Origin of the sequence: Vibrio mytili, from assembly GCF_000830505.1 — a bacterium.
GTDB classification, from domain to species: domain Bacteria; phylum Pseudomonadota; class Gammaproteobacteria; order Enterobacterales; family Vibrionaceae; genus Vibrio; species Vibrio mytili.
Genome location: NZ_JXOK01000006.1, coordinates 106,268 through 128,150, shown reverse-complemented (window position 1 = coordinate 128,150; position 21,883 = coordinate 106,268). Strand labels below are relative to the sequence as shown.

The 21,883-nt window shown below is 44.7% G+C and carries 16 protein-coding genes and 3 pseudogenes; 13 read left to right on the top strand and 6 right to left on the bottom strand.

What is annotated here, in order from left to right:
* Positions 1–272 precede the first annotated feature (272 nt).
* The 4 genes from SU60_RS02990 (at position 273) to SU60_RS02975 (ending at position 7,318) form a co-directional block, all read left to right on the top strand.
* Entirely contained in the window at positions 273–3,656 is a 3,384-nt protein-coding gene (locus SU60_RS02990; protein ID WP_041154244.1) for an AraC family transcriptional regulator, read from the top strand.
* 931 nt (positions 3,657–4,587) lie between these two features.
* Positions 4,588–4,815 (top strand): FeoA family protein, encoded by a 228-nt coding sequence (locus tag SU60_RS02985; protein ID WP_041154243.1) that lies wholly within the window; start codon positions 4,588–4,590, stop codon positions 4,813–4,815.
* On the top strand, positions 4,815–7,091 hold the full coding sequence (feoB, locus tag SU60_RS02980) for a Fe(2+) transporter permease subunit FeoB (protein WP_041154242.1): 2,277 nt from the start codon (positions 4,815–4,817) through the stop codon (positions 7,089–7,091). The genes SU60_RS02985 and feoB overlap by 1 nt, the downstream gene beginning before the upstream one ends.
* Positions 7,088–7,318: a FeoC-like transcriptional regulator gene (locus tag SU60_RS02975; RefSeq protein WP_041154241.1), complete on the top strand. Its 231-nt coding sequence runs from the start codon at positions 7,088–7,090 to the stop codon at positions 7,316–7,318. Before feoB ends, SU60_RS02975 begins: the two co-directional genes overlap by 4 nt.
* A gap of 131 nt (positions 7,319–7,449) precedes the next feature.
* Here SU60_RS02975 and SU60_RS02970 read toward each other — a convergent pair whose 3' ends face one another.
* Positions 7,450–7,878, bottom strand: coding sequence for an HIT family protein (locus SU60_RS02970; protein WP_041154240.1), 429 nt, complete (start codon positions 7,876–7,878; stop codon positions 7,450–7,452).
* A gap of 100 nt (positions 7,879–7,978) precedes the next feature.
* Positions 7,979–9,710: pseudogene (gene argS / locus SU60_RS02965) on the bottom strand (arginine--tRNA ligase).
* Between the two features lie 319 nt (positions 9,711–10,029).
* Here argS and SU60_RS02960 point away from each other — a divergent pair.
* Positions 10,030–10,626, top strand: a complete 597-nt coding sequence (locus tag SU60_RS02960; protein WP_041154239.1) for a VOC family protein — start codon at positions 10,030–10,032, stop codon at positions 10,624–10,626.
* A 163-nt stretch (positions 10,627–10,789) separates the two neighbouring features.
* Here SU60_RS02960 and purU read toward each other — a convergent pair whose 3' ends face one another.
* Complete coding sequence (gene purU, locus SU60_RS02955; protein ID WP_041154238.1) at positions 10,790–11,623, bottom strand: formyltetrahydrofolate deformylase; 834 nt, start codon at positions 11,621–11,623, stop codon at positions 10,790–10,792.
* A gap of 216 nt (positions 11,624–11,839) precedes the next feature.
* On the opposite strand from purU, the gene yoaA reads away from it, so the two are divergent.
* The 7 genes and pseudogenes from yoaA to rnd all read left to right on the top strand — a co-directional run bounded on the left by yoaA (position 11,840) and on the right by rnd (position 19,413).
* Positions 11,840–13,750, top strand: coding sequence for a DNA repair helicase YoaA (gene yoaA / locus SU60_RS02950; RefSeq protein ID WP_041154237.1), 1,911 nt, complete (start codon positions 11,840–11,842; stop codon positions 13,748–13,750).
* A 58-nt stretch (positions 13,751–13,808) separates the two neighbouring features.
* Positions 13,809–14,509: pseudogene (tsaB, locus tag SU60_RS02945) on the top strand (tRNA (adenosine(37)-N6)-threonylcarbamoyltransferase complex dimerization subunit type 1 TsaB).
* Positions 14,510–14,625: 116 nt separating this feature from the next.
* A complete protein-coding gene (locus tag SU60_RS02940; protein ID WP_041154236.1) occupies positions 14,626–14,931 on the top strand; it encodes a hypothetical protein in 306 nt (101 codons plus the stop codon).
* A 36-nt stretch (positions 14,932–14,967) separates the two neighbouring features.
* Positions 14,968–15,525 (top strand): Slp family lipoprotein, encoded by a 558-nt coding sequence (locus SU60_RS02935; protein WP_041154235.1) that lies wholly within the window; start codon positions 14,968–14,970, stop codon positions 15,523–15,525.
* Between the two features lie 6 nt (positions 15,526–15,531).
* On the top strand, positions 15,532–16,386 hold the full coding sequence (locus SU60_RS02930) for an alpha/beta hydrolase (protein ID WP_041154234.1): 855 nt from the start codon (positions 15,532–15,534) through the stop codon (positions 16,384–16,386).
* A gap of 103 nt (positions 16,387–16,489) precedes the next feature.
* Positions 16,490–18,216 (top strand): annotated as a pseudogene (fadD, locus tag SU60_RS02925) (long-chain-fatty-acid--CoA ligase FadD).
* A 78-nt stretch (positions 18,217–18,294) separates the two neighbouring features.
* Positions 18,295–19,413 carry a ribonuclease D gene (gene rnd / locus SU60_RS02920; protein WP_041154297.1) on the top strand — a complete coding sequence of 373 codons (1,119 nt, stop codon included), beginning with the start codon at positions 18,295–18,297 and terminating at the stop codon, positions 19,411–19,413.
* 142 nt (positions 19,414–19,555) lie between these two features.
* Here rnd and minE read toward each other — a convergent pair whose 3' ends face one another.
* From minE to minC, 3 genes are read right to left on the bottom strand one after another with little or no spacing between them, the layout of a single operon-like run.
* Complete coding sequence (gene minE, locus SU60_RS02915; RefSeq protein ID WP_041154233.1) at positions 19,556–19,819, bottom strand: cell division topological specificity factor MinE; 264 nt, start codon at positions 19,817–19,819, stop codon at positions 19,556–19,558.
* 2 nt (positions 19,820–19,821) lie between these two features.
* Positions 19,822–20,634, bottom strand: coding sequence for a septum site-determining protein MinD (gene minD, locus SU60_RS02910; protein WP_041154232.1), 813 nt, complete (start codon positions 20,632–20,634; stop codon positions 19,822–19,824).
* Positions 20,635–20,651: 17 nt separating this feature from the next.
* Positions 20,652–21,380 (bottom strand): septum site-determining protein MinC, encoded by a 729-nt coding sequence (gene minC, locus SU60_RS02905; protein ID WP_041154231.1) that lies wholly within the window; start codon positions 21,378–21,380, stop codon positions 20,652–20,654.
* A gap of 197 nt (positions 21,381–21,577) precedes the next feature.
* Between minC and SU60_RS02900 the strand changes: the two genes are divergently transcribed.
* On the top strand, positions 21,578–21,862 hold the full coding sequence (locus tag SU60_RS02900; RefSeq protein ID WP_041154230.1) for a YcgL domain-containing protein: 285 nt from the start codon (positions 21,578–21,580) through the stop codon (positions 21,860–21,862).
* Positions 21,863–21,883 lie beyond the last annotated feature (21 nt).

Below are 21,883 nucleotides of genomic sequence, written 5' to 3'. Positions count from 1 at the left end.
TTTGAGTGAGTACGTTGGCAACGTTATCGTACCGAGTATTTGCTGAGGATTTGGGTCACATAAGAGACACTGAGTGTCAAAAATATCTCTTTAACGTGATCTAACAGTAAGAATTATAACCTTTGGCAAGACGAGCCTTTTATCTAAAGGGAATTGAGATATTATTATCGATAATTAGCGACTCAAAATAACTGTATTTATTGCCGAGCTTGTTGGGCAGAGGTTGCAGTAGGTAAGAGTTGTAATAAAAATCGATAGATTAAGGTTTCGTCTTGCTTCGCCATATCACCCTAATTTTATTTGGGTTTCTCATTTCTTATCAAGCATTCGCGCAAACTAGCGCCAATGCCATTTTTTACCCTTTGCCGACTCAGGTTAAGGGGACTTTTATTGCGGCAAAGCAACTATTTTTAGGCGAGCAAGGTGGGATATGGATCCACGACGTTCACGGCAGAGTACTATTCTACGATGGACAAAACGTATTGCCTAAATCAGGCAGTTTTTTAAGTCGTTCTGTTACGCAAGTGGCGTATCATAAAGGCTCATTTTGGACATTTGTTGAAAACGAGGTTTACCAAGCTTACCCAAACCAAGAACGCCGATTGGTGTTCAGTTTAAATCCCGGCTCACAAATTAAAAAAATTGGCTCATCACGCGGCTATATCTGGGTCAGTGATGGCGCCCACTTTTATACCTACAATATCGAAACTAACGAGCTAGCCACGTTTTCTTTGTTGCAACTGTATCAGTACAGCAATAGCAGCAACGTTGTGATTAATGACGCTATTTTAGTTGAATCCAAATGGGCTCTGGCAACGACCTCCGGTTTTTATTTATCCGATGGCAACGTATTTCAGCACATTGTTTCCTCCGGACAGAATTACATAGAAAAAATTTATTACTCTCATACTCGGCGAGAGATTCTGATTGGTACGTTACAAGGTGCCCTTATCGTCAATATCAGCCAGCCGGAGAAACCAGTAGTCAAAATTGGTGGATCGCATGTTCTTAGTTTCGCTGAAACCAATCAAGAGTATTGGATTGGAACGGAAAATGGTTTGTTCTTGTATTCATTTCTATCCGGTCAGGTTACCGAATTCACATCCGCTAGCTTTCTTGAATTAGAGTTAGACAGTAATAAAATCTACTCCCTTTTGAGTGACAATATGGGAGGAATGTGGATTGCGACTCATCAGGGTATCCGTTATTACTCACTTTTTAGCAAAAAATTCGACCGAATTACTTTTAGCAGTTACGACACGCAAACGTTATCAGGAAGAATACGCCAAACTGTATCTGGTCCTGACGGTTTGCTTTGGTTTGCTGATGACAGAAAACTCTACCGTCGTCAGGGCGATGAGAACGAAAAGGTCCTCGAACTGAGTCACCAAATTAACGCGTTTACCTTTCAGCGCGGTATGTTGTGGATAGCAACATCAAAAGGATTGGAAGTCTTCGACTTAGATGGTCTCAAGCCAGTCAATTTCCCGTATCTACAGGTGATGGCTGAACAACCTGTAGAGCATGTCACGCGTGATGGCTCTGAACAGCTTTGGGTGACGAGTGGGACTGAGCTGTATAATATTGATATTGTTGAACAAAAAGTAAGAAATTTTGGTAGCGAATGGTTGGTCAGTCGTTACCTGCCAGCGAAGATCACGCGATTATATGACGCAGATGACGTTTTATTGATTGGCACCGACCATGGTGTCTATGAGTATATCGATAGCCAAATTCGTTTTAATCGTTTTTCTGAAAGTTTTGGTGAATCACTCGATATGATTATGGCCGCAGATGGGAGCTACTGGTTTGCTTCGTCGTTTGGTCTATTCAAAAGTTCGAATGAAACCAATGAACACCAACTTTTGGATATGCGAGTTGCGAATGCTCGGCCTGCCTGCATGATAAGTGATGAACAAGGTGTATGGCTCGCTTCGTCTGTGGGATTGAGCTATTACCGCCTTTCCGGTGAGTTGGTAAAACATTACTCTTCCGTATCGGGCTTAATCAATAACGAATTCCTTCCTGGTATTTGCAGTGCCGTCCGCCGTTTGGAAGATGGTAAACGAGAACTTGTCATAGGTTCTAAGTATGGCTTGGTTAAGGCCGACGCGTCTACGTTGTTAGTATCTAATTCGCCTAAAACACGATTTATTATTAGCCAAATCGTATTGGATAATAAGGTAATTCGAGTCGGCAGTTCTAATCTGAATCAAGTACAGATTCCCTATGGCGCTTCCTTGAGCTTTCTTTTTGGCGTGATGCCGAAGCTGGACAATCAATACTTGTATTATCGATTAAATGAAGATGAACGTTGGCAAACCTTAGAGGGAGCACAGTTAACATTAGAGCACCTTAACTCAGGGGAGTATCACCTTCAGGTCAGCAATGGGTCGCAAATCTCACTAGGTTTGGTTGGGCTCGAATCTCGCTTTGTCGTGCTCAAGCCGTGGTATTTATCCACTTTCGCTATTATCGGATTTGCGATTGCCGCAATAGGAATTCTTGCGTTACTGATGTATTGGCGATCTCGTTATGTTGTGCAAATTAACCGGGATCTGGCTGCTCAAGTGACGCTGAAAACCAATCAGTTGAGGCATCAAAGCCGAGTTCTTTTAACAAGTAACCAACAGCTTCGCAAGCAGATACAAGTACGAAACCTGTTAGTTGACCACGTTGCTCAGTCGATTAAGTCGAGTGTCGATTTCATTGCTTCTAAGTTGAACAGCGATAAAGATGCTCAGGTCGATGATCACTTGTCTAAAGCGTATTGGCAATTGAATGAATTGAGAGCGAACCCAGCAGGCACGAGTAATGGCAGCCAAAACTATAACTTAAGTCAAATTACTCAGTCTGTGGTTGATGTCTGGCAGGACGATTTTTCGAAAGCCGGGTTGTTGGTCGAGTTGATAGACGCGAATAAATCAAGCCGAATTGCGTTGGAAAGCTTTAACTTGGATGTGATTTTCAATAGCATTTTTGCCAATATTATTAAACGTTCTTACAAAGGACAGTCGGTGAAAATTATGCTGGAAGAAGGCCCTGATATCGTGGTGTTGAGCTTTATCGATTACGGGATGCAGTTGCCAACAAAAGCGTCGACGGGGCGCTCGACAAACAATCATTCGCTTGAACTCAATATCGACAGTTTATCTCAATTGGTGACAGAAAGTGGTGGGCATTTGTCGGTGTTTACCTCTGACGTACAGAGTAAAATGGAAATAACTTGGCCTACGGCAAGAGAGCTGAGCTATGTGGAGGACTCGTTGCCAGAGTTCGAGACACCAGCAGCCTCAGAAGAGAACGTAACGCCAGAAATTGAGTGGTTACATAAAGTCTATCAACTGGTGGAGGAGCACTATCACGATCCGGAGTTCGGTACCGCTCTAGCGGCCAAGATGCTGTTCATGTCTGAGCGCAGTTTGCAGCGACGCTTTAAATCGGCTTCGTCAAAAACGTTAAAAGAGTACTTAACAGAAGTACGCTTAGAAACCGCCTGTGAACAACTGCTGGCTGGTGAGAAAATCGCAGAAGTTGCGTTTAACTGCGGTTTTAATGACCCATCGTATTTTAGTCAAAAGTTCAAACTTCACTTTGGCTTGCCACCGTCAAAGTTTGCATTGAGCCAAGAGAACCAAGACAGCCAGGATTCCTAGTTGTCTGTTTTCATTTCCTATCGTCTTAAGTGATTGGTTTTCGCGCTCACATTGCTCACCACTTACTGTTCGTAGTCGCTTGCTTTCCCCTCAATCATTAAGTCCTTCAACCTGCACCCGTCGGCAGTTGTTAAATACACTCGTCTCATTACTTGTTCGAAATTGAGAGTGCTTTAGCCGGGTGAGACGTGCTTATTCTTCCTAGCTTCTAAAGCCAAGAAGTCGTTGTTCTGGTCCATTTAGATGGTCTTCGCATACCACCTTCAGTGCTTAATTACGTGGGGTAGGGGCGCGTCACTATTCTCTGTAGCGTCTCTATGTAGCGTCACTATGTTTTGTCAGTTTCATTGAATCTGAGCCATCAACAGTTGTACGTTAAGCCGTGCATTTTGGTTAGGGGAATATAGGTGTTGAATGAAAGGAAAAAACGTGTCGTTGGGAAGAGTTTATATCATGGTCGAACGTGAGAAAAAAAATATCGTGGTATAGCCGGGGGGACTATACCACGGGTGTCAATGACACCTTCGCTTGCTGCCGGAGTGACATGTCACCATGCCACCTCTGGAATTCGTATGAGAGGTTGCCCTCTCGATGGATTTACTATACAAAAGGCGACTTATTTTTCTTATAAAAATAACGACACGTTTACATAAGAAAAGCGACAATGTTTGTTGGTGTAATTTAAATCATTGATATTATAGGATTATTTTTATTTCCTCCGAATTTGTGATGCTTTTGTTTCAATAAGAATGATGCGAATTTGGGTGATTTTGACGTAAATGACGAGTTTCTTATTTACGAATTTGACGGTGAAAATGTGACATCAATCTTGGTAACTTTGATTTCACACAATAAATTACTAGGCATAGAAGCGTATTATTGTCACTATGAATAGTAATATTTCTCATTAGCAATAAACATAAGGTTCGCTATGAAGTTATCAGAAATTCAGCCTGGCAATACTGTCACCATTCGGGTGTTAGATGGGCTTTCTTCCGACATTAGAAAAAAGCTGATGGTCATGGGGTTGTTACCGAATACTGACGTTAAAGTGATTAGACGTGCTCCAATGGGCGACCCGTTACAGGTTGAAGTCCGTGGTGTGTCTGTTGCGGTGAGAGAAACCATAGCTCAAAAGATTGAAGTGGAGCGAGTGTGATGCAATATCAAATCCTCACAGTCGGAAATCCAAATAGTGGGAAAACGACATTGTTTAATGGCCTAACTGGAGCCAAGCAGCAAGTAGGCAACTGGGCTGGTGTCACTGTTGAAAAGAAGACGGGGCAGTTTAAGCATGCCGGTGATGACTTTTTACTTACCGATCTCCCTGGTATTTATTCTCTCGATAGTGGCAACGATAGCAACAGCATCGACGAATCTATAGCCTCTAGAGCCGTGCTGACTCACCCAGCCGATCTGATTATTAATGTTGTTGATGCCACAAGTTTAGAGCGCAGCTTATATATGACGCTACAGTTACGCGAACTTGGTCGTCCTATGATCGTTGTACTGAATAAAATGGATGCTCTAAAGCGTGAGCGCCAAGTCATCAACGTTTCAGAGCTCGAAAAGGCATTGGGCTGCCCAGTGTTCAGCTTATCGGCAACGAACAGATCACAGGTAGCGGAGTTTAAGGGTGTATTACATAAATCCGTTGTCCAAGGTGTGGCGCTTGAAGAGAGAAACTTGAATTACGGTGATGAGATGGAGACAGCGATTGCAAGTATTCTCCCGCTGTTTCAAGATCAAACCGTGTCCCATCGAGCATTAGCAATTCGTGCATTAGAAAGAGACACTCTGGTGTTGAACAGTATGCCCGAGCGCGAAAGAAGCGAAGTGTTGAACATACTCTCTCAACTGACTCTCGATATTGACCTGCATGTCGCCGATACCAAATACACCCACTTGCACGAACAGTGTAAAAAAGTACGTCGTAGCGAAGGGAAGCTCAGTCATAGTGTGACAGAAAAGCTCGATCACTTCATTTTGAACAAATGGGTGGGGATTCCCTTCTTCTTTGTTGTGATGTATCTGATGTTTATGTTCTCGATTAATATCGGCAGCGCGTTCATCGATTTCTTTGATATTGGTGTGGGTGCGTTACTCGTCGATGGTGGGCATCACCTTTTAGATGGGCACCTACCAGTCTGGTTAGTCACCGTTATCGCAGATGGTATTGGTGGCGGTATTCAGACCGTTGCAACTTTTATCCCTGTGATTGCTTGTTTGTATCTATTCTTAGCGGTACTTGAAAGTTCTGGTTATATGGCGCGTGCTGCGTTTGTACTGGATAAAGTCATGCAGAAAATTGGCTTACCTGGTAAAGCGTTTGTTCCACTCGTACTAGGTTTTGGCTGCAATGTGCCTTCGATCATGGCAACGCGTACGCTCGACCAGGAGCGTGAGCGTAAGTTAGCTGCTTCTATGGCGCCTTTTATGTCATGTGGTGCGCGTTTGCCAGTATACGCCTTGTTTGCAGCGGCATTTTTCCCAAGCTCTGGTCAAAATGTGGTATTCGCTCTATACGTCCTTGGTATTATTGCTGCGGTTTTCACTGGCTTGTTCTTGAAAAAGACACTTTATCCTGGCAGTAGTGAAAGCTTTATTATGGAGATGCCAACCTATGAGTTGCCGACGTTACAAAACGTTGTCATCAAAACGTGGCAAAAGTTGAAACGATTTGTATTAGGGGCAGGTAAAACGATTGTCGTCGTCGTCGCTATTCTTAGCTTCTTCAACTCTCTCGGCACGGATGGCAGTTTTGGCAACGAAAACAGTGAAAAATCTGTTTTATCCAGTGCCGCTCAAGTGGTCACTCCGGTGTTTTCTCCGATTGGTATCCAAGAAGACAACTGGCCTGCAACGGTCGGTATTATCACGGGGATTTTTGCCAAAGAAGCGGTCGTGGGTACCTTGAACAGTTTATACACGTCCCCGGGAGAAGATAAAGACGTTGAATATGACTTAATGGGCAGCTTGCAAGAAGCCGTGATGAGTATTCCTGAAAACTTAGCAGGGTTGAGCTACTCGGATCCGTTAGGTATTGAAGTTGGGGACCTTTCTGATTCTTATGCCGCTGCGGCTGAGCAGGAAGTTGACGCTTCCATTTTTGGTAATATCAAAAATAAATTTGTCAGCGGTCATGCAGCGTTTGCCTATCTCATCTTTATTTTGCTGTATACGCCATGCGTGGCGGCGATGGGTGCTTACGTGCGCGAATTTGGGCAACGTTTTGCCGCGTTGATTGCAACTTGGACGATGGGGCTGGCGTACTTAAGTGCAGCGTTCTATAACCAGATGATGCATGTGGTTGAAACACCAATCACAAGTGGTGCTTGGATGGCTGCGATTGTGGCCATCTTTATCGCTACCTATCGCATATTTAAGCGTGTTGGACAAAAACAAGGTATAGAGTTTGAGGCGCAAGTCGCATGATATTAAACGACCTTTATCAGTATATTACTGACCATGGACAGGCTTCCCAATTGGAGTTATCAAAACGATTCGGGATGAGCGAAGACGGTGTTGATGCCATGTTAAATGTGTGGATCAAGAAGGGTCGAATTAGCCGCTTGGTTGATACCAACAGCGTGAATGATGTGTCAAAAGTTCGTTATGCGATGACAAGGAAAGATGGTCTGTCTCTTACAGTGACCATGTAGTAGCGCCGAACCATATTTTCATCTATGGGCTTCAACAAAGCCGCATCAAACATGGTGCGGCTTTTCTACATTCGTTAGAAATAAGTTTGTATCAGTAAAAACTAGGATCAAAAAATGGTAGGGTGTTGCTATTAGGCTTTTTGAAAAATTGAACTTAGCGACAGCACATTTCTGATTCGACCCAGCAGCGCGTGTTGTTCTTCTTCAGATCGAAACTCTCCTGAGGTATTTCCCCAAACCGGTCCAGGCCATGCTACGTCATCTTTAAAGCGTGCAATATGGTGAATGTGCAGTTGAGGCACCATGTTACCTAATGCGCCGAGATTTAATTTGTCGGGACGGAATGTTGCTTCCAACGCTTGGCTGACGGCTTGAGATTCGACTAAGAATTGCTGTTGTTCTTGCATTGGTAAATGATGGAGTTCTTTTAAATTCTCACGTTTTGGGACGAGAATGACCCAAGGCACGGCATTGTCTTTATGTAGTAAGGCGACACACAGTGGGAAGTGACCAATCACGGTTGTGTCTTTTGCAAGTTGTGGGTGAAGTTCAAAACTCATTATGATTTCCCGACTAGAATTGATGAGCTTGAGTATACGCCAAATAAAACAAAAGGTTGACGCTTTCACGTCAACCTTTGCTGTTTTTAGAGCTTAGAGCTTACATGCGCTCCAGTGTCTCAATACCAAGTAGAGACAAGCCTTGCTTGATCGTCTTCGCTGTCAGTGCTGCCAGTTTCAAGCGGCTTTGTTTTACGGCTTCGTCTTTTGCGATCAGAATCGGGCATGCTTCATAGAAGCTCGAGAACTGACCAGCAAGCTCAAACAGGTAGCTACACATGATGTGCGGTTGACCTTCACGAGCCACAGATTGTACGGCCTCTTCAAACTGTAGAAGTGTTGCAATCAGCGTCTTCTCTTTTTCGTCAGTGATTTGGATATCACCTTGAAGCTCATCCATTGCAACTCCAGCTTTTGCGAAGATAGACGCAACACGAGTGTATGCGTACTGCATGTAAGGTGCTGTGTTGCCTTCAAACGCAAGCATGTTGTCCCAATCAAACACGTAGTCAGTGGTACGGTGCTTCGACAGGTCTGAATATTTCACTGATGCCATTGCAACCGTGCGAGAAATTTTCTCTTTTTCTTCTGCTGATAGAGTCGGGTTTTTCGATTCAATCAACTTCGCTGCACGCTCTTCAGCTTCATCAAGAAGATCGGCTAGGCGAACCGTACCACCTGCACGAGTCTTAAATGGACGGCCATCTTTACCCAGCATCATGCCAAATGCGTGGTGCTCAAGAGAAACCGACTCAGGGACGTAACCTGCTTTACGTACAATCGTCCAAGCTTGCATTAAGTGCTGATGCTGGCGAGAATCAATAAAGTACAGTACGCGGTCCGCACCTAGTGTTTCATAACGGTATTTAGCACAGGCGATATCCGTGGTGGTGTATAGGAAACCACCGTCACGTTTTTGCACGATGACACCCATCGCTCGCCGTCTTTGTTTTTGTACTCATCTAAGAATACAACTTGTGCGCCGTCATCTTCTACTGCAATCCCTTTATCTTTCAGGTCTGCAACAATGGTTGGCAGCATATCGTTGTACTGGCTTTCACCCATGATGTCGTCACGAGTTAGCGATACATTTAAGCGATCGTAGTTACGCTGGTTTTGGATCATGGTGACATCGACCAGCTTTTTCCACATTTGTGCGCAATACTCATCACCACCTTGCAGTTTGACAACGTAATTACGAGCTTTCACTGCAAACTCTTCGTCTTCGTCGTAAAGCTTTTTCGATTCACGGTAGAAAGCTTCAAGATCGGCAAGTTCCATAGAAACTTCGCCAGACTCCTGTTGTACACGTTCTAGGTTAGCGATAAGCATACCGAACTGTGTACCCCAGTCACCGATGTGGTTAGCACGAATGACCTTGTGGCCCAAAAACTCGAGAGTACGTACTACCGCGTCACCGATGATGGTTGAACGTAGGTGCCAACGTGCATTTCTTTTGCGACGTTTGGCGCTGAGTAGTCTGCAACAATAGTTTGGGTTTCTTCTTCCGTCACGCCAAGACGTGGGTCGGCAAGTGCCACTTGTGCTTGTTTTGCTAAAAAGTCTTCACTTAGGAAAATATTGATGAAGCCTGGGCCCGCGATTTCTGTTTTGCTCGCAATGCCATCAAGATCTAGAACATCCAGTACTTTCTGTGCAAATTCTCGTGGGTTAGTACCCAGTTTTTTAGCAACGCCCATTACGCCGTTTGCTTGGTAGTCACCAAATTGTGGCTTTGCTGATTGGCGAACTGCAGCAGGACTGCCTGCAGGTGCGCCAGCGGCTTCTAGAGCCTGAGATACTTTGTCATTTATAAGTGCTTGGATATTCACACGCGTTCCCTTCTATTCAAGGACGAAAAACTCGGCATCGAATGATACCGAGTAAATTGGACTTCACGAAAATAGGGCCAATAATAACAACTTTATTGCGGTTCATACAGAGAGGAATCGGGGAAATTTGTACTTTTTCGATTGAATGGATATGTTGTTCGACGAGGGGATAGTATTATGAGCTTAGCAGAGGCTGAAGTACTGTTTATATCCCCATAGTGATTGTACCGAATATGAATACAGACCATGTTTATAGTGCTTACATTTGCAGACCGCTGATATTAACTACGATTGGTATTAATACTTACAGAGAAGAACAATGAACGCTCAGTTAATTGAAAAACGCCTAACACCAGAACTGATGATCCAAGATTTGGACGAGTTTATGACTAAAATTGAAGCTCTGGCTTTAATGATTAGGTTGGATTTAACTTTTGCGCAGGCAGACCACATCGCATTAAGAATTAATGATAATGACGTCGCTCAACAAGCGCACCAGGCTTGGATGTCTTACGGCAAAGTCATCTCCCAAGCACACATCAATGGTCGTCCTATCGTTGTACTTGAGTTTGATCAGCCCTTAACCTGTCGTGGTTGGAATATTGAGTGCTTGGAATTGCCGTATCCGGCAGAGGGTAAAGTGTATTCACTAGAAGGTTGGGAGCACGTGGAGTTTGTGATTCCGTCACATGCTGAAACTGCGGACGAGTTTCTTGATGATTTAAAGCATACCTACCCGAACTTTGGCGCTCAATTCGATCAGCTCGCAGACTTAGGGATCAAAGTTAAACTCTCTAGCCCTAAAGGAGAAGGGGAACGTTTAAGTAACCCGACAGTGGCGTTTAAATACCAAGGCGTGTGTATCAAATTGCATCCACATTCACTCAAACGTATTGTGGAATCTGAGCAAAGTTAAAACGTGCAGACGGCTGTTTGATGGATGAATGAAAACAAAAAGGGTTGCTAATCTTGGCAACCCTTTTTCAATTTTTAATTCCGTCCTAGCATTAGAACTAACGCAAGAATTTGAAAATAGAAAATTGTTTAAAGTAACAGACGGTGCTGATACTTTTGAGTGTTTACAAAATAACCGTTTTGTTTCCGTAGACAAAAACGTGGTCATTTATGACTTTGTTTAGCGCTTTGCTTAGAACATTCTTTTCCACATCACGACCCGCTTGAGCCATATCTTGTGCATTGAACGTATGATCGACGGGAATGACATCCTGCTTAATAATTGGGCCTTCATCGAGGTCGTTGGTCACAAAGTGCGCGGTGGCGCCGATAATCTTCACACCACGGTCATACGCTTGTTGGTATGGTTTTGCACCGATAAAAGCAGGTAAGAAGCTGTGATGGATGTTGATGATTTTATGGTGGTATCTTTCGACAAATCCTGGTGTTAAGACACGCATGTACTTAGCCAAAACCAAGTAGTCAGCGTCATATTGGTCAATCACGTCCAGTAAGTTTTGCTCGTGCTCTTCACGACTCACGTGCTCATGAGTGACATGATGGTAAGGGATATCGAATCGCTCTGTCAGCGTTTGTAACTTATCGTAGTTACCAACCACGGCTGCAATCTCAACGTCCAAGCTGCCATCGTAGGTTTTCATCAAAATGTCACCAAGACAGTGTGCTTCTTTTGTCACGAGTACCACGATTCGCTTGCGTCGCGAGCTCACCAGTTTACGCTTTGCCCCTGGCGGCAAAGCCTGATCTAGATCTGCGAGTAACGTTTGATCGTTAAAGTATCCTTCCAATTCGGTTCTCATGAAAAAGTGGCCACTGGCGTTATCAACAAATTCGTTGTTATGAACGATATTTAATTGATGCTTGTAACATATATTGGTGATTTTTGAGATCAAACCCGGTGCATCAGAGCAGTGAGTCAGCAGTGTTTTCTTTTCCATAAATCAGGTACTTCCGTGAATTTAAATATTGGGGTACGCAGTGTTACTTACTCGTAATGAGGTAATCGTACTGTCATCTTTCACCATAAATAATCTATTCTTGGATTCGTTTCAACAAAATATCCGTATTGAGCTAAAGCCTGCTTACGTTGTGGGCTGATGTCGTCGCAGATCCTCTGGTATACTGCGACTACTTTTTATAATCGAATCTCAGCCATGATCGCAAAAACATTTTCCTCTGATGGCGCGTTGGGCAAGGCCATTCCAGGCTTTCAGGCTCGCCAACCACAAATTGATATGGCAGAAGCGGTCAGCAATGCGATCAAAGAACAACAGCAATTGGTTGTCGAAGCAGGAACTGGAACCGGTAAAACCTTCGCCTATCTTGTCCCAGCACTATTAAGCGGCAAAAAAGTCATCATTAGTACGGGATCTAAAAACCTGCAAGAGCAGTTATATCATCGTGATCTTCCACTTATGGTGAATGCCTTGGGATTCTATGGGCAAGTTGCGTTACTAAAAGGGCGTTCTAATTATTTATGCCTTGACCGTCTTAGCCGTCAGATGGTCGAAAGCCACACCAACGAAGATGACCCGACTTTGCTCACCCAGTTGGTTAAAGTGCGGGCTTGGTCATCGGAAACGAAAACAGGGGATTTAGGGGACTGTGACGATTTACCGGAAGATAGCATGATCATTCCGACGATCACCTCAACCAACGATAATTGTTTAGGCAAAGAGTGCCCAAGTTATACCGATTGCTTTGTTCTAAAAGCTCGCAAGCGGGCGATGGACTCCGATGTTGTCGTGGTCAATCATCACTTATTTCTTGCCGATCTGGCGATTAAAGAAACCGGCTTTGGTGAGCTCATTCCGGAAGCGGATGTGTTTATTTTTGACGAAGCACACCAGTTACCCGATATTGCCAGTGAATATTTTGGTCAATCAGTCTCCAGCCGCCAAATTCACGATCTTGCCAAAGATATTGAAATTGCCTATCGAACGGAAGCGAAAGACATGCGTCAGTTACAGAAGGTGGGTGACAAGCTGGTTCAAAGTGCGATGGATATGCGCATTGTGCTTGGCGAACCCGGGTTTCGTGGCAACTGGCGTGAAGCGTTGCAATCGGAATCGATAAAGCGTGAACTGACTCGGTTAACAGACAGTCTTGAATTGGCTATTGATGTGCTTAAATTGGCTTTAGGTCGGAGCCAACTGCTTGATACCGCCTTTGAACGTGCCAATTTAATCAAAGGGCGAATTGACCGAGTGTGTGATGTTGATATTACCGGTTACTCCTATTGGTACGACACCTCGCCACGTCACTTTGTGCTGCACATTACTCCACTGTCAGTGGCAGATAAATTCCATGAACAGATCGAATTGAAGCAAGGTGCGTGGATATTTACTTCGGCTACACTCGCAGTGTCCGGTGACTTCAAGCATTTTACCAATAGACTTGGACTTAAACCGAAACAGCAGTTTTCATTGCCGTCCCCGTTCGATTTTGAAAAGCAGGCTCGCTTGTGTGTGCCAAGGTATTTACCTGAACCGAATAGCAGTGGTTTATCGGATAAATTGGTCCGAATGCTCGCCCCAGTGATTGAAGAAAACCAAGGACGCTGCTTTTTTCTCTGTACATCTCATAGCATGATGCGAGATCTGGGCGAGAAGTTTCGTGAAGTTTTGACGCTTCCCGTGTTAATGCAAGGCGAAATGAGCAAACAAAAGACACTGGCCGAATTTATGGCACTAGGAAATGCCTTATTAGTCGCCACTGGTGCTTTTTGGGAGGGGATCGATGTTAGAGGTGACGCGCTGAGCTGTGTTATTATCGACAAATTACCTTTTACGGCCCCTGATGATCCGCTACTCAAAGCCCGAATAGAAGATTGTCGTTTACGTGGCGGTGAGCCATTTGCTGAAGTGCAAATTCCTGATGCGGTCATTACTTTAAAACAGGGAGTTGGGCGTTTGATTCGAGATCAGCAAGATCACGGCGCGTTGATCATTTGCGATAACCGTTTAGTGACGCGTGACTATGGTGGTACTTTCTTAGCCAGTTTGCCGCCGATTCCTCGGACCCGGGACTTAGAACGAGTTAAAGCGTTCTTAAAAGCAGAATAATTAGCCGACGGACGAGTGCCGTGGCATAAACCAATTAAATAGAGTTGTAGAGAGTTACATGAGCGCAAAAATTCTTGCTATCGATACATCGACTGAAAACTGTTCAGTTGCATTACTGGTCAACGATCAAGTGATCTCACGCAGTGAAATTGCCCCGCGAGACCATACTAAAAAAGTCTTGCCGATGGTTGATGAAGTCTTAAAAGAAGCCGGTCTCACGCTACAAGAGCTGGATGCGTTGGCGTTTGGCCGTGGTCCTGGCAGTTTTACCGGTGTGCGTATTGGCATCGGCATTGCTCAAGGTTTAGCCTTTGGTGCGGAACTGCCGATGATCGGTGTTTCAACACTCGCCGCGATGGCTCAGGGGAGTTTTCGACTTCATGCGGCTAAAGATATCGCTGTGGCGATAGATGCACGCATGAGTGAAGTATATTGGGCACGCTACACCCGTCAGGAAAACGGTGAGTGGCACAATGTTGATCAAGAGTGTGTCATTCCACCCGCTCGTTTGGTTGAAGAAGCGCAAGCTGACGAAACATCATGGACTATGGCAGGGACGGGGTGGTCGGCTTATCAAGAGATTCTTGCCGGTTTGCCATATGACACGACAGCCAGTGAAGTGCTCTACCAGATGCGCAAGACATTGTCATTCTCGCAAAACAAGAGCTGGAAAAAGGCAACACGGTAGCTGTTGAAGAGTCGAGCCCGGTTTATTTACGCGATAACGTGACATGGAAAAAACTGCCAGGTCGCGAGTAATAGAAATAAACAGACTGATTCGTGCATAAACGGATTTACGTTGTGCTCAATTGAGCAGGATAACTTAGGATTCCGGACAACAAGGTGATCAGGGTATCCTATATTTATGGAGTGTTATGGCGTCGATAAATGGTTTACCTCCCTCGTTGGTTCCGGGGGCAAATCGCACTCATAAGGCGAGAAAGAAAAAGCAGGTACAAACATCACAGACCGAGAAGTCGATAAACCAGCCATCGAAGGTGGCGAATGCTGTTGCGCATTCCATAAAACACGTGGATGAATCTCAACTGCACCATGCTCACATACAATATGATCTTCCGGAAGGAAACGGTCGTAGAGCGATGGAGCATTATATGGATGTGATGAATCGAGCAAGAAAAGAGGAACTCGCTCAGTTACTCGGGGTCGATATCTATGTATAGCAGAAAGCTAACTCGCTGAAAGGTAAAGGGTGGTTTATGAAAATTTTCGGACAGTTTGCTCTGATTTTGAGTATTACGATAGGTTTGTCTGCGTGTGGTTCCTTACCTCAGGAGTTAACCGCAACGACAGAACAAGTCGTGATGGATTACAAAACCTTTGCTGAAGCAGAAGGTCAGTTGAGTACGGATGTGCGACTTGGCGGTATCATCGCTAAAGTCGAGAACTTGGAAGATAAAACGCGCGTAGAAATCGTCAACTTACCCATCAGTGATACGGGTCAGCCGACGTTAAACGAAGATCCAAGAGGTCGTTTTGTTGTCTACTTTGATGGTTATCTAGAACCCGTTGCGTTTAGCGAAGGACGCCTGGTTACGGTGGTCGGTAAAGGCATTGGGGAAGAAAACGGTCAGATTGGTGAACATCAATACGTATTTCCAGTCATTAAAGGCCAGGGATATCGTTTGTGGAAGATAGAAGAGCGTGTACGTATATACGAATCACCAACGACATTTTATCCGTGTTATTCGATCAACTGTCGTATGACGCGCGATCGGTTCCCGACGGACGGCAAAGTGATCAAAGAGGTGAAATAGCCTTAAATGCGTGAGCGCCTATTTGACCTACCTGCTGGGAAAATGTCCGCCCTTGAAATTGGAAATGAAAAAACGGCTGACTTGTCAGTCGTTTTTATTCATGGGTGGTTAGACAATGCGGGTAGTTTTCAAGTGCTGATGGAGCAATTGCATCAGCTTAATCCCAACCTTCATCTGATTGCGATTGATCTCTATGGTCATGGGTTATCGAGCCATAAATCCCATGACAATTATTACCCCTTTCACGACTATATCGCCGATTTACATCAATTTTTGTACGAATTGTTACCAAATAGACTGGTTTTAGTTGGTCATTCGCTTGGTGCTTTAATTGCAAGTTGCTATAGTGCAGCGTTTTCTGAACAGGTTGAAGCGTTAGTACAAATTGAAGGGGCAGGGCCACTTGCTGAATCACCTTCGAACAGCGTACAGCGTCTGCGTGATGGTGTGTTAAGTCGGCATCGTCAACAAAGCAAACCAGAGCGAAGCCTTGCTTCTTTTGAACTGGCGTTAAAACTGCGCATGCAGGCTAATCGTTTGACTGCAGACCAGCTTTTACCCATCGTCAAGCGCGGAACCGTGTGTCGTGAAGGCAAATGGTATTGGCGTCACGATACTCGGTTAAAGTGTGCTTCACTGTACCGAATGGCACAAGCGCATGCGAATGCGATAACGAGCCAAATACGTTGCCCTCATTTGATCATATTGGGCGACCACGGGTTTCAGAATTTACCATCCAGCCAAGTAAATTGGGGAGAGAATCCACCTCAAGTGATCTCTGTCTCAGGTGGTCATCACTGTCATTTAGAGCAAATACTCAAGGTGGCAGAGAGAATTCTTGGCGTAGTTAACAAAATTTAAACAAGTGTTTGAGAGTTACGTGCTCAAGCACGTTTGCTGTGTTGTAATAGCCCCATAATAAAAGGGCGCTAAGATTCGCCAGCTATAATCGAGGAGCAAGATCATGGATAAACCATGGCTTTCACGTTATCCAAGTGACGTACCTGAAACCATTAATCCAGAGCAATATGAGTCTTTGGTAGAGATGTTCGAGCAGTCAGTCCAAAAGTACGCCGACCAGCCAGCATTTATGAACATGGGCTCGGTGATGACCTTCCGTAAACTGGAAGAACGTAGCCGTGCATTTGCTGCCTATTTGCAAAACGAGTTAAAGTTGCAAAAAGGTGATCGTGTAGCGCTTATGATGCCAAACCTGCTTCAATACCCTGTGGCTCTGTTTGGGGCATTGCGCGCGGGTTGTATCGCGGTGAACGTCAATCCACTTTACACGCCTCGTGAACTTGAACACCAGTTGAATGACTCTGGTGCGACGACCATTGTTATCGTTTCTAATTTTGCCAATACGCTCGAGCAAATTGTCGATAATACCTCAGTGAAAAACGTAGTGCTGACCAGCCTTGGTCAAATGCTGCCACGAGCAAAAGGAACGGTTGTCGATTTTGTTGTGAAATACATCAAGGGCATGGTGCCCAAATACGACCTACCAGGTGCCATTTCGATGCGTAAGGCGATCCGTAAAGGGCGTCGCTTACAATACGTGAAACCGTTTATGTCGGGAGATGACATCGCTTTTCTACAATACACCGGTGGTACGACGGGGGTGGCGAAAGGCGCAGTGCTAACACATAGCAATATGATCGCCAATGTATTGCAGGCGAAAGGGGCTTACGGACCGGTACTCACACCGGGCCGAGAGATGGTGGTCACAGCATTACCGCTGTATCACGTGTTTGCATTAACGGTAAACTGCTTACTCTTTATTGAGATGGGCGGACGAAATTTGTTAATCACCAACCTCGTGACATTCCAGGTTTCGTTAAGGAATTACAAAAGCACCCATTCACCGCTATTACGGGGGTTAATACATTATTCAATGCACTGGTTAACAACGAAGATTTCCACGAGTTGGATTTCAGTAACCTGCGTTTAGCTGTGGGCGGGGGGATGGCCGTTCAGCGTGCTGTGGCTGAAAGTTGGCTCAAGACGACAGGCTGCTATCTTCTCGAAGGTTATGGCCTAACGGAGTGCTCGCCGCTGGTGGCTGCATACCCACATGACTTAACTGAATATAACGGTTCGATCGGTTTACCTGTTCCTTCAACAGAAGTTCGCATTGTTGACGAAGAAGGCAATGTCTTGGCGAATAGTGAAACTGGCGAGTTACAAGTCCGCGGCCCTCAGGTTATGCAAGGTTACTGGCAGCGACCAGAAGCGACTAAAGACACGATTAATAAAGACGGTTGGCTATCCACTGGTGACATTGTTAAATTTGACGACGAAGGTTTCCTCCATATCGTTGACCGTAAGAAAGATATGATCTTAGTCTCTGGCTTCAATGTTTATCCGAATGAAATTGAAGATGTCGTTGCCATGCATGGTAAAGTGCTGGAAGTCGCAGCGATTGGCCAGCCACATGAAGTCTCTGGCGAATTAGTAAAAATCTATGTTGTGAAGCGTGACCCGAGCCTCACCAAAGACGAAGTGATTGCACATTGTCGTGAGCACCTCACGGGGTATAAAGTGCCAAGACTGGTTGAGTTCCGTGAAGAGTTACCTAAGACCAATGTCGGTAAAATTCTACGTCGTGTGCTTCGTGAAGAAAATGATGCTCAGCTCGCAAAGAAAGCGGAATCAACACAAACAGAAAACGCTGAAAAGAAAAGTGCGTAAGCCGATTTGTTAAGTCGCATTGAGTAAAAAATGTTAGAATGCCAGCGTTTTGCTGGCATTTTTTATAGCGAGAAGCGTGTGAATTATAACATTATTAATAAAAACAAAGACCTAGAAGAAGTTTGTGCTCAAGCCAGAGATGCAGACGTCGTGATGCTCGATACTGAGTTTGTTCGTGTTAGGACTTTCTACCCACAACTAGGTTTGATTCAGCTTTTCGACGGCAAAAACCTTTCTTTGATCGACCCAACAGAATTGACGGACATGTCTGCGTTTGTAGAGTTATTGAAAGACACGTCGGTACTGAAAGTACTGCACGCATGCGGTGAAGATTTGGAAGTGTTTCAAAATGCGTTTGGCTGTACGCCATTTCCTATGGTCGATACCCAACTTATGGCGGCATTTCTTGGTTATGGTTTATCTACAGGGTTTGCGACTCTAGTAGAAGAGTACTTGGGCGTGGAACTGGATAAAAGTGAATCACGTACCGATTGGATGGCGCGGCCTCTTAGCCAAAAGCAGTTAGACTACGCGGCAGCAGATGTGTACTACTTACTGCCGCTTTATGAAAAACTTTTTGATAAAGTTACCGAAACGGGTTGGTGGGATGCGGTACAGCAAGAAAGTGACTTGCTGGTCACCAAGCGTATCCGTGATGTGGACGAAGACAACGTCTATCGCGATATTAAAGGGGCATGGCAGCTAAAGCCTTCGGAGTTAGCCATCTTAAAGCCGCTCGCAACCTGGCGGTATCGCCAAGCTATCAAGCGGGATCTTGCGTTGAACTTTGTGTTCAAAGAAGGCGACTTGCTCACCGTCGCTCGTCTAGGGTTAACCACTCCTGGTCAGATGGAAGCGGAAGGGATGGATGTGCGTGCTATCAATCGCCATGGGGCAAAAATCTCTGCACTTGTCAAAAAGGCCAAGCAGACCCCTGCTGACGAGTATCCGGATAAAATAGAGCGCCTTATGGACTACCCCGGTTACAAGCAGGTGTTCAAAAATATGAAAGACTTGGTGAAAAGCGCGTCACAGAAATCAGGGCTAGCGACGGAGTTTTTAGCTTCTAAAAAGCAGATCAACCAACTTATCAGTTGGGTATGGAAGAAGGACCGTGACCCTGCTCAGCTCCCAGATTTAATGCAAGGTTGGCGTCTTGAACTTCTCGGTGAGAAGATGAGTAAAGCACTGAAATAATACAAGTTGTAGAAAATAAGTGATAGCAAATAAAAAGGTTGGCCTGTTGCAACCTTTTTCTGTTTTGCACGTTTTGTATGCACGTTCTGTTTTTATGCCGTTCGGGATAGTACTGACATTCGCTGTCGAACGTTTCGAGCGGTTATTTCTCGTCGTCTGGCAGTTTCACGTTTAGCTCAAGTACAGAGATGTCATCATCTTTATGCTCAAACGACAAATCAACCATGTTCGGATCAATATCAACGTATTTGCCAATCACCTTAAGAATGTCCTCTTTTAGCTGAGGCAAGTAAGAAGGCGCAGGGTCATCTTGGCTACGGCGTTCTGCCACAATAATTTGCAAGCGCTCTTTTGCTAGGCTTGCCGATTTTTTCTTTTGTGGGCGGAAAAATTCTAATAGTGACATGTCTAGCCTCCGAACAGTCGTTTAAATAATCCTTTCTTCTCCTCAGTAAGGAAACGAAACTCAACCTGATTGCCTAATAAGCGATCAACCGTGTCGGAATACGCCATACCAGCATCGGTGTTTTCGTCAAACGTAACAGGTACACCTTTGTTTGATGCATTCAGTACCGCCTGGCTTTCTGGGATCACACCCAATAGTGGGATATGAAGAATCTCTTCGACGTCTTCCACGCTCAGCATTTCGCCTTGGTTTACGCGTGAAGGATTGTAACGAGTCAAAAGCAGGTGCTGCTTGACAGGCTCTAGCCCTTGCTCGGCGCGCAGTGACTTAGAATCTAAAATACCTAAGATTCGGTCAGAGTCGCGAACAGAAGAGACTTCAGGGTTGGTCGTTACAATCGCTTCATCGGCGTAGTACAGTGCCATTAATGCACCTTGCTCGATGCCTGCTGGTGAATCACAGATGACAAAGTCAAAGCCCATATCACCCAGTTCATTGAACACGCGCTGCACACCATCTTTGGTGAGCGCGTCTTTATCACGTGTTTGAGAAGCAGGGAGAATGAACAGATTGTCAGTACGCTTATCTTTGATCAGCGCCTGATTCAACGTCGCTTCACCGTTAATGACGTTAACAAAGTCATAAACAACACGGCGTTCACAACCCATGATAAGATCGAGGTTACGCAAACCGATATCGAAATCGATCACCACAGTCTTATTACCCTTAAGAGCCAAGCCTGAGGCGATGGCTGCGCTTGAAGTGGTTTTGCCAACGCCACCTTTACCAGACGTTACTACAATAATGCGTGCCATTTTTTTTCCTTTTTAGATTAAATCGTGAGCGTCTCTAGATGTAATGATTCATCTGCTTTACTGATCATGACTTTCTTTTGCCAATACTCACTCTTAATTTGATCGCTTAACCAATAATTCCCTGCAATGGAAACCAGTTCTGCTTGTAAATCGTGGCAAATAATCCGCGCTTCCTGTTGGCCGTTTGCTCCCGCAATTGCGCGGCCACGTAACGTACCATGGATATGGATTGAGCCATCGGCAATCACTTCTGCGCCTGCACTTACATGTGATAGCACAATTAAATCGCCATCTTTCGCATAAATTTGTTGCCCTGAACGAATCGGCGTACGAACAATTTTCGCGGGTGCCGTTTTCGTTGATGCCTTTTTCACCGGTTCTGCGTTTTTCAGCGATTCTACATTTGTCGCCACTTTCTGCTTCTTTGCCTCTTGGCTTGCCGATTTACTTGCAGACATAATGGCAAAGCCTGCTTCTGAAGCAAGTTTTTGTACCTGCTTATCTTTGCAACCTGTGACACCCACCGGGATAAAGCCCGCATCTGCGATACCTTGTTTAAGGGCGGTGAAATCAATGTCGCCAGCGACTTTTGCTATATTGATAACTAAAGGCGCGGATTGAAAGAAAGAGGGTGCTTGAGACACTTTTTCTTGCAAAAATTCGACAGTGTTTATGATCTTGTTGTCAGAAAGGTGTAAAACTGACAAAGTAAAACTGCTACCTTTAAGGTCTGGTGAATGGGTCATCGTGGACTTCTTGCCTTTATTGAAAGAGCGTTGCCTTAAACTAGGTCTGTCATGTTATATTTCATCCTTTAACGCAGCAAGTTCTCTCGAAGGTAAATAAGCGAATTAATCTCAAATTTTTTGTTTAGTTTGCGAGAATTTGACGTTTTCAACTCAGTCCGTTGTAAAAGCGGCAAAATCAGCATAAAAGGCGTGTCATGCTTTGTTCTATTTATAAAAGCGCAAAAAAAGAAGGTGCTTACCTCTATATCCCTAAAAAGGATGATTTTTCACAGGTTCCTGACACCTTGATGCAGATGTTCGGTAAGCCTATCGCTGTCATGACGATTAAACTTGATGGCCGTACATTGGCACAAGTTGACATAGAGAAAGTCAAAACGTCATTACAAAGCGAAGGTTTTTTTCTACAACTTCCGCCTCCGCCGGAAAACTTATTAGAACAATACAAAGAACAAAAAGCTCAGCAAAAAGGCGAACAGTAAGCTGGCTTGCGAAGAGCTTCT

Excerpts from the sequence above, each read along its gene's own strand:
- SU60_RS02985 (WP_041154243.1), top strand. The coding sequence starts at position 4,588 with ATGAAGTTATCAGAAATTCAGCCTGGCAATACTGTCACCATTCGGGTG.
- feoB (WP_041154242.1), top strand. The coding sequence starts at position 4,815 with ATGCAATATCAAATCCTCACAGTCGGAAATCCAAATAGTGGGAAAACG.
- SU60_RS02975 (WP_041154241.1), top strand. The coding sequence starts at position 7,088 with ATGATATTAAACGACCTTTATCAGTATATTACTGACCATGGACAGGCT.
- SU60_RS02970 (WP_041154240.1), bottom strand. The coding sequence starts at position 7,878 with ATGAGTTTTGAACTTCACCCACAACTTGCAAAAGACACAACCGTGATT.
- SU60_RS02960 (WP_041154239.1), top strand. The coding sequence starts at position 10,030 with ATGAACGCTCAGTTAATTGAAAAACGCCTAACACCAGAACTGATGATC.
- purU (WP_041154238.1), bottom strand. The coding sequence starts at position 11,623 with ATGGAAAAGAAAACACTGCTGACTCACTGCTCTGATGCACCGGGTTTG.
- yoaA (WP_041154237.1), top strand. The coding sequence starts at position 11,840 with ATGATCGCAAAAACATTTTCCTCTGATGGCGCGTTGGGCAAGGCCATT.
- SU60_RS02940 (WP_041154236.1), top strand. The coding sequence starts at position 14,626 with ATGGCGTCGATAAATGGTTTACCTCCCTCGTTGGTTCCGGGGGCAAAT.
- SU60_RS02935 (WP_041154235.1), top strand. The coding sequence starts at position 14,968 with ATGAAAATTTTCGGACAGTTTGCTCTGATTTTGAGTATTACGATAGGT.
- SU60_RS02930 (WP_041154234.1), top strand. The coding sequence starts at position 15,532 with ATGCGTGAGCGCCTATTTGACCTACCTGCTGGGAAAATGTCCGCCCTT.
- minE (WP_041154233.1), bottom strand. The coding sequence starts at position 19,819 with ATGTCACTATTAGAATTTTTCCGCCCACAAAAGAAAAAATCGGCAAGC.
- minD (WP_041154232.1), bottom strand. The coding sequence starts at position 20,634 with ATGGCACGCATTATTGTAGTAACGTCTGGTAAAGGTGGCGTTGGCAAA.
- minC (WP_041154231.1), bottom strand. The coding sequence starts at position 21,380 with ATGACCCATTCACCAGACCTTAAAGGTAGCAGTTTTACTTTGTCAGTT.
- SU60_RS02900 (WP_041154230.1), top strand. The coding sequence starts at position 21,578 with ATGCTTTGTTCTATTTATAAAAGCGCAAAAAAAGAAGGTGCTTACCTC.